We start from the raw sequence: 8,024 nt of genomic DNA, 5'->3' as shown, positions 1-8,024 counted from the left end.
TTTTGCTTTTCTAGAAGTTTTACTTTGGCTTCTAGTTCCATTATTTTCTGCTCTGGAGATTTTGGCATATTGGTTGGTGTTTGATTTTCCCAATCGAAGTTACCAAATTTTCGAAGCCAACCCACAACAGTGGAACGGGATTGGATGCCATACTTACGACAAACATCATAAGTTGAAATGCTACCTTGCTCTATTTCTTGAACAACTTGTAGTTTAAAAGACATGGTATAGTCTTTTTGAGTGCGCTTTACGTAGCGACTTGATTCTTGATTTTCCATAAGGATACTTTTTGTGTATCGCTATTTTAGGACGCGACATTAAAATAGTATAAAAACGCATTCATTAATTTGAATGCGTTTTTTTATATTTGAACATCAACAAACTCCTATGAAAAAAATATTTGCTTTATTATTTTTTACTCAAATTATAGTTTCTCAAAACCTATCACAATACATAAACCCAATGATAGGAACAGCAGCAATGGGACATACTTTTCCTGGGGCAACACTTGCGTTTGGTATGGTGCAGCTCTCGCCCGACACTCGCATTGATGGTAGTTGGGAAGGATGCTCTGGATACCATTATGATGATGCGGTAATTTATGGTTTTTCGCATACACACCTCAACGGCACAGGCTGTAGCGATTATGGAGACATTATGATTATGCCAACTATGGGCGAACCTTCTTTTAACCCAAAAGAATATAGCTCTACATTTTCACATTCTAATGAAAAAGCAACCGCAGGATTTTATGCTGTAAAACTAGACAAACATAATATAGATGTACGTTTAACCACTTCTACACGTGTAGGGTTTCACGAATACACTTTTAATAGTGATGGTACAGCAAATTTTATTTTAGATTTAAACCATAGAGACAAACTATTGTATGGCGATATAAAAATAATTGACAACAAAACCATTGAAGTACTACGCCGAAGTGAGGCTTGGGCAAAAGATCAATATGTATACGCTCGAATAGAATTTGACAAACCTTTAAACATCTCTAAAGTAATTGCAAATCAAGAAAATAGAAACGGTTTTTATTCGGGAACCGAACTAAAATTGGCTTTATCAAAAAATGTTAAAAAAGGAGAAACAATCAAAGTAAAAGTTTCCCTTTCTCCAACTTCTTATGAGGGAGCAAAACTAAATATGAGCGAAATAAATCATTGGGATTTTAATAAGGTAAAAAAACAAGCCGAAGAAATTTGGAACCAAGAATTAGCCAAAATTAAAGTCTCAGATAATGATAAAAATAAGCTAACCATTTTTTACACAGCATTATACCACACAATGATACAGCCCAATATCGCTCAAGATATTGATGGCAAATATAGAGGCAGAGACAATCAAATTCATAAAGCCGAAGGTTTTGATTATTACTCGGTTTTTTCTCTTTGGGATACATTTCGAGCGGCACATCCATTATATACTTTAATTGATAAAAAGCGTACCGCCGACTTTATAAACACCTTTATCAAACAATACGAACAAGGTGGCAGGCTACCTGTTTGGGAATTGGCAAGCAATGAAACGGATTGCATGATTGGGTATCATGCCGTTTCGGTAATCGCAGATGCAATGGCAAAAGGAATTAAAGGTTTCGATTATGAAAAAGCTTATGAGGCTTATAAACATTCGGCTATGCTTGACCATTTTGGCCTTAAGGCTTACAAAGAAAACGGACAAATAACCATTGATGACGAACACGAAAGTGTTTCTAAAACTTTGGAATATGCCTACGATGATTGGTGTATCGCTCAAATGGCTCAACTATTAAACAAAACAGATGATTATACGTATTTTATAAAACGCTCTCAAAACTGGAAAAATGTTTTTGATTGGCAAACAGGTTTTATGCGCCCAAAAAAGAATGGCGGTTGGGACAAACCGTTTGATCCAAAAGAAATCAACAACAATTTTACCGAAGGAAACTCTTGGCAATACTCATTTTTTGTACCACAAGATATTCAAGGAATGATTGATGCCTATGGCGGAAAAGGAAAATTTGAAATTAAACTCGACAAAATGTTCAATGCCGAAAGCAAAACTACAGGTAGAGAACAAGTTGATGTTACAGGATTAATTGGGCAATACGCCCACGGAAATGAGCCGAGTCACCACATGGCGTATTTGTACAATTACATTGGCAAACCTGAAAAAACTACCGAAAAAGTACATTATATTCTAAACAATTTCTACAAAAACTCACCCGATGGATTAATAGGAAACGAAGACTGTGGTCAAATGAGCGCTTGGTATGTGTTAAGCTCGATGGGAATTTATCAGGTTACACCCGGAAAAGACGAATGGGAAACTACAAGTCCAATCTTTAAAAAAATAATAATCAACCTTGAAAATAAAAGTCAGATAAAAATTAATAGAAAAAATAATCAGAAAATAATTCCCAAAAAAACAAATAATAAAGTGTTAGAAAAAGAGCACATCTTAATTCCTGTTCCAGTTATTGATGCAGAAAATAAATCATTTAAAAACGAGTTGAAATTTAAACTATTAAATCCGAAACCAATTAATTTTTCTACCTATAATGATTTGAAAATATATTGTAGAATAATTGATGAAAACTATAAAAACTCCCCTTTCTTTGAATATTATGGAGATTGGACATTAATTGGCAGAAACACAAAAGTTTTAGCTTATTCGGAAATAAATTATAATGGAAAATTTTACCAAAGCGACACCATATCTGCTTCATTTATTAAAAAACCAAACAATTATAGTATAAATCTCATTTCAACATACAACCCTCAATACCACGCTGGTGGCGCAGATGGTTTGGTAGACGGAATATACGGAACAACCAATTGGCGTAAAGGCGATTGGCAAGGGTATCAAAAACAAAATTTTGAAGCAATCGTCGATTTACAAAGCGAAATTGATGTAGAACATATCAATTGTAACTTTCTTCAAGATTCTCGCTCGTGGATTGTAATGCCTAAAAAAGTTATTGTATTAACTTCTAAAGACGGTGCTACTTTTACCGAAATTTCTCATGAAGATATTGCTGTAGACCCACTTAATTATGATGTGTTTACAAAAAAAGTTGCTTTAAAAATTCCAAAACAAAAAACACGATTTATAAAAGTAATCGCCGAAAATTATGGAAAATTTCCAAAAGGTCATCAGGCAGAACCTTATGATGGAGATGCGTTTATTTTTATTGATGAAATAGAAATTAAACCATGAAAATAGCTCTAATTCAAACTACTCTCTATTGGGAAAACCCTAAACAAAACAGGCAAGCATTAGAACAAAAAATCAATGCAATTTCTGAAAAAGTAGACCTCATTGTTTTACCAGAAATGTTTACTTCTGGTTTCACCATGAACCCAGTAAGTGTTGCCGAAACCATGCAAGGCGAAACTATTTTATGGTTAAAAAATAGAGCAAAAAACAAAAATTGCGCTATTACAGGAAGTTTAGTTATTCAAGAAAATAACAACTATTACAACCGATTGGTTTTTGTATTTCCAAATGGAGAAATTCAAACGTATGATAAACGACACCTTTTTACTTTAGCTGGCGAAGAAAAAGTATATACTGCTGGAAAAGAAAAATGTATTGTAGAATATAAAGGTTTCAAAATCTGTCCGTTTATTTGTTACGACTTGCGTTTTCCTGTTTTTTCTAGAAATGTTGAAGAATATGATGTGTTGATTTATGTTGCCAATTGGCCCGAACCACGAATTAATGCTTGGAATATTTTACTAAAAGCGCGTGCCGTAGAAAATATGTGCTATACTATTGGAGTAAACCGCATAGGTGAAGACGAACACAACCATTTATATTCAGGGCACACACAGCTTGTTGATTATTTAGGAGAATACATTGTAAATCCTCAAATAAATGAAGGTGTTTTTATAGCAAATATCAATAAAAATGCGCTTGTAGAAATGCGGAAAAAATTAAACTTTTTAAACGACAGAGATGACTTTAAAATCAATATCTAGTTCGTGTTTTTTAAATCAAAAACTTGCTCTACATCCCAATTGGCACGAACATCAAGTTCTTTTGGAAAATAAAGCACTTCTTCGCTTTGCGTTTTTTGCAAATAATTTCCAGCATCCCATTTTTTGTTTTTATTATCATCATAAATAACCCTCATTGTAAATTTATTTGGCTGTAAAAACTCAAAATTTACTTGATTGCTTTTTTCTGCAAATTCTTCGGCTAAAACTTTTCCTTGTTTGTCTGTAAGTTGCACTATTACTGGATAATGTTTAACATTTTCGAGTATTACTTTCAAATTTCCAAAATCGGTGCTATTGGGAACTTTAAACTTATAGGTAAGTGTATCGTTTGGTTTGTCAAAATAATCGGTAAGCGCTTTGGGCAACATTGTAATGGTATAACCTTGATTGGCTTCTTTATCAAACAAAAAATTCAATTTTTGATGTTCTTCGTCATAATCCAATTTGTATTTTACAACCGATTTATCGCTCTTAGTAAACAATATTTTACTTTCGTCCCAATTTTTTAATGGTGTAGAACTCACCACAGAAAAGGTTTCTCTAAAAGGCAAAACACCATTAATATCCGAACGAACAGCTAAGGTATCTTGTTTTTGATCTTTTATTTTAAAACTATATTTTTTAAGATATTTATTTTGTGCTATTTCTAGTGTTAAAGAATCGTTTTTATTAGCTTTAAACCAAACTTGTAAAGAGTCTTTTTGAGGAAACTTACTTACTTTTATTGGAATTTCTTTTTGATTATTTCGAGCTGTAATTTTTACCTTTTTAACATCTCCTTGATAGCCTACAATAATTTTGTTTCCCGAACTCTGATTAGCATTTTGAACAGCAAAAGGCAAAACTTCTTTAAATAAATTTAGTTTTGGCAAATCATTCGAAGGTATGTTTATAACATTTGTTTCAAAAGCAATTTTTTCTGTTTTTGGGTCAAATTTATTGTTTCTGTTTTCGTCTTTTATAGCAATCAACCTGTATTTACCTTCTTTTAAGTTGGTTAATTCTACAGTGGTTAAAGTGTCTAAACTATTTGCCAAATAATTGGGTGTTTTTTTATAAATAATAGAATCTGAATAATCAGCATCTATTTCGTATAACATCACAGAAACATACGTTGGCGTTTTTTGCTCCAAAGCATCGGCTAATTTTACTTTAAGTTTTAAAGAATCTATCGTACTGCCTGTAGAAAACACGTATTTAAAATTTTGTAAAGAATTCGATTCGTTGTTATCTTCTATACTTTGTCCAAAATTTAAACTATAGGTTGTATTGGGTTTTAAGTCTTCTTTAAATCGTATAGATATGGTTTTACTAGGTGTAAAAGGTAATATTTCGGGTTCTTTTTCCAAAGGCGGAGAAATAACAAGTTGTTTGTTTACATTTTTGAGTTTTACATATTCGTCAAAAGTGAGTTGAATTTCTTTACCTGTAAATTGGGTTGAAAAATTTTTTGGAATACTGTTTTTTAGTACTGGCGCAAGTGTATCTTTTGGGCCTCCTGTTATACTACCTCGTCTAGCGCAACTCGCTACCAAAAAAAGTAAACTTATAAAAACAAGATGGTTAAAACTTAATTTCATTGTTTTGAAAATATTTATGCAAAATAACAATTATAATAAGTATTACCGAAATCTTTTTACGGAATATTAACGTGTTATTCTGCTATTGCCATAGTAAGTATGCTTATTTTTACATCTGGAATTTCAAGTAAAGCTCTACAACAAGCTTCGAGTGTAGCGCCTGTGGTTAAAATATCGTCTACCAAAAGTATATGCTTTCCATAATACTGTTTATCCAATTGTGCTACAAAAACAGCTTTATTCATTTCGTTTCTTGCCCAAATTGTTTTTTTTGTTTGTGTGTTGGAATATCTTGTTCGAACCAAAAACTGGGGGCAATAGTCTTTTTGCAATATTTGAGATATTGTTTTGGCAAATAATGAAACTTGATTGTAACCTCTTTCCTTTTGCTTTCTTGGGTGCAAAGGAACTTCTACAACGGCATCGATTGTTTGAAAGCATGAAGAATGCAGCAACTCTTTATTAAACCAATGTGCCAACTCCAACCCTATATCTTCCCTACCTTTGTATTTTAATTGATGAATCATGTTTTGCACAATTCCTTTTTTATGAAAATAAAACAACGAAGCGGCATAAACAACCTCTATTCTTCCATAAAATTTTTGCAAAGCTTCATTCTCTCGTTGAAGTAAATGTTGGGTAGTAGGAATTTCGTGTCTACAGGTTGTGCATAGTATTTTTTCGTTTGTTTTTAATAATACTGAGCAACCGGCACAAGTTTTCGGAAAAAAAACATTCAATAGGCTTGTAAACATAATTTTTTGGCTTTAATGCTATAAAAATAAAAAAAAGTAATTCTATTTTTAGAATAAATTCCAAATTTTGCTTGAGTTTTATACTTTTGCATCATTATGGCAAAACAAGAAGATATTTTCAAGAACGTAATTTCGCATGCAAAAGAGTACGGATTTATATTTCCTTCTAGCGAAATTTACGATGGTTTAAGTGCAGTATACGACTATGCACAAAACGGAGTAGAATTAAAAAAGAATATTCGCGAGTACTGGTGGCGTGCTATGGTTCAAATGCACGAAAACATTGTGGGGCTAGACGCTGCCATATTAATGCATCCTACCACATGGAAAGCATCTGGGCATGTTGATGCTTTTAACGACCCATTGATAGACAATAAAGATTCTAAAAAAAGATATCGTGCCGATGTTCTTATTGAAGATTATGCCGAAAAATTAAATCAAAAAGCCGAAAAAGAAATAGAAAAAGCTCGTGCTCGCTTTGGAGAAGCTTTTGATGAACAACAATACCGCACTACAAATCCAAGGGTTATGGAATATCTTTCTAAGAAAAAAGAAATCTTAGAGAGAATGGCAAAATCATTAGACTCTGGCGATTTAGACGATGTAAAAGCTTTGATTGAAGAGCTAGAAATTGCTTGCCCAGAAAGTGGTTCTAAAAACTGGACAGAAGTACGTCAATTTAACTTGATGTTTGGTACCAAACTTGGGGCTTCTGCCGAAAACGCTATGGACTTATACCTACGTCCAGAAACTGCTCAAGGTATTTTTGTAAACTTTTTAAATGTTCAAAAAACGGGACGTATGAAAATTCCTTTTGGTATTGCCCAAACAGGAAAAGCATTTAGAAACGAAATTGTAGCTCGTCAATTTATTTTCCGTATGCGTGAGTTTGAACAAATGGAAATGCAATTTTTTGTAAAACCAGGCGAAGAAATAAAATGGTATGAGTATTGGAAAGAAACTCGTTTAAAATGGCATCAATCTTTAGGGTTGGGTAACGAGAACTATCGTTTTCACGATCATGAAAAACTAGCTCACTATGCAAATGCTGCCGCTGATATTGAATTTAATTTTCCATTTGGATTTAAAGAACTAGAAGGTATTCACTCTAGAACCGATTTTGATTTAAAAGCACACGAACAATATTCTGGTAAAAAACTTCAGTATTTTGATACCGAAGAAAACAAAAACTATGTTCCTTATGTAGTTGAAACATCTGTAGGACTTGACAGAATGTTTTTGGCTGTTTTTTCTAAATCTCTTGTAGAAGAAACTCTTGAAGATGGCACAACTAGAACAGTGTTAAGACTACCAAGTGTTTTAGCTCCTACAAAAGCAGCCGTATTGCCTCTTGTAAAAAAAGATGGTTTACCAGAAATTGCCAAACAAATTATAGATGATTTAAAATGGGAATTTAATGTTACTTATGATGAAAAAGACGCTGTTGGTAGAAGATACCGTCGTCAAGATGCTCTTGGAACTCCTTTTTGTATTACTGTAGACCATCAAACCATAGAAGATCAAACTGTAACATTAAGACACCGCGATTCTATGATGCAAGATAGAGTAAAAATAGATGCTTTGAGAGACATTATAAACGAAAATGTTTCGGTAAAAAATTGGTTATTAAAAGCTAAATAGTTAAAAAAACCCTGAATATTCAGGGTTTTTTTAACTATTTATATCAATATATA

Annotated in this window: 6 protein-coding genes; 3 read left to right on the top strand and 3 right to left on the bottom strand. The window is 32.8% G+C overall.

The window, feature by feature from the left end; genetic code table 11:
• Positions 1 to 278 (bottom strand): helix-turn-helix domain-containing protein (locus Q361_RS11360; RefSeq protein ID WP_146047009.1); only part of this gene is annotated, 278 nt, incomplete at its 3' end.
• Between the two features lie 109 nt (positions 279 to 387).
• Between Q361_RS11360 and Q361_RS11355 the strand changes: the two genes are divergently transcribed.
• A complete protein-coding gene (locus Q361_RS11355; RefSeq protein WP_103726853.1) occupies positions 388 to 3,210 on the top strand; it encodes a GH92 family glycosyl hydrolase in 2,823 nt (940 codons plus the stop codon).
• The gene (locus tag Q361_RS11350; RefSeq protein WP_103726852.1) at positions 3,207 to 3,974 is read left to right on the top strand and encodes an amidohydrolase; all 768 of its coding nucleotides are present in this window, start codon (positions 3,207 to 3,209) and stop codon (positions 3,972 to 3,974) included. Before Q361_RS11355 ends, Q361_RS11350 begins: the two co-directional genes overlap by 4 nt.
• Here Q361_RS11350 and Q361_RS11345 read toward each other — a convergent pair.
• Positions 3,971 to 5,575 carry an Ig-like domain-containing protein gene (locus tag Q361_RS11345; protein ID WP_103726851.1) on the bottom strand — a complete coding sequence of 535 codons (1,605 nt, stop codon included), beginning with the start codon at positions 5,573 to 5,575 and terminating at the stop codon, positions 3,971 to 3,973. The genes Q361_RS11350 and Q361_RS11345 overlap by 4 nt on opposite strands.
• A gap of 74 nt (positions 5,576 to 5,649) precedes the next feature.
• Positions 5,650 to 6,330, bottom strand: coding sequence for a ComF family protein (locus Q361_RS11340; RefSeq protein ID WP_103726850.1), 681 nt, complete (start codon positions 6,328 to 6,330; stop codon positions 5,650 to 5,652).
• 96 nt (positions 6,331 to 6,426) lie between these two features.
• On the opposite strand from Q361_RS11340, the gene Q361_RS11335 reads away from it, so the two are divergent.
• A complete protein-coding gene (locus Q361_RS11335; RefSeq protein WP_103726849.1) occupies positions 6,427 to 7,971 on the top strand; it encodes a glycine--tRNA ligase in 1,545 nt (514 codons plus the stop codon).
• The last annotated feature ends 53 nt before the right edge of the window (positions 7,972 to 8,024 follow it).

The organism is Flavobacterium croceum DSM 17960 (assembly GCF_002917885.1).
Taxonomy (GTDB): domain Bacteria; phylum Bacteroidota; class Bacteroidia; order Flavobacteriales; family Flavobacteriaceae; genus Flavobacterium; species Flavobacterium croceum.
The sequence above is the reverse complement of the archived record's forward strand: the minus strand, read 5'-3'. Positions and strand labels throughout refer to the sequence as shown.